Annotated in this window: 1 protein-coding gene; it reads right to left on the reverse strand. The window is 41.2% G+C overall.

The features are described from left to right. Positions 1-648 (reverse strand): Ig-like domain-containing protein (locus LG31_RS21115; protein WP_152598462.1); only part of this gene is annotated, 648 nt, incomplete at both ends.

A 648-nucleotide genomic window follows, 5' to 3' on the forward strand; every position in this document is an offset into this window, starting at 1 on the left:
GAATTTGCAGTTGGCGGGCAGAGAAAATCTTTATTACCTACCGAAATTTTAGAAGTTGAACACTCTACTAGGTCTGGAGTGTCACGTAACAAGGTTAGTATATAAGATGCTTGTAACCCATACAACTTTGCAGATACTGTTACATCTAACTCAGCCTGTGGGTCGATACGAATTTGATACGACAATACACCTGGAGGCATAAGCCACTTCTCTATATCAGTACTCACTTTCGTTGCCGGCTCAAAAATCGCGTATTCTGAATTACTACTCCATTCGACCAATGCAGTTACATCTCTCATATCCCCATTCGACAGTGTTGCGATAGCCATTAGTTGACGTTTAGTGGACAAAGTAAGCTGCTTATTCGTATCACAAACGATGCCTGAACGTTCAAACTCTGGATATATGGCTGCCAGCTCACATCGTTGCATTATCTCCAGTTTAGTTATGACAGCATCAGTAACTCTTACAAAGGCACTACCAGTATGTATCTCATTGCTAGGATCGGCGTGATCAACATAGCTTGCCGAAATATTGGTAGATCCAATGGCATTTGCTGTAACTAATCCTTTATTTAAATTGTTATCAACACTAGCAATACTATTGTCACTACTTATCCAGTCGCTGACTAAAGTCACCTCCCGCGAC

It is taken from the genome of Aeromonas lacus, assembly GCF_000764665.1.
GTDB classification, from domain to species: Bacteria; Pseudomonadota; Gammaproteobacteria; order Enterobacterales; family Aeromonadaceae; genus Aeromonas; species Aeromonas lacus.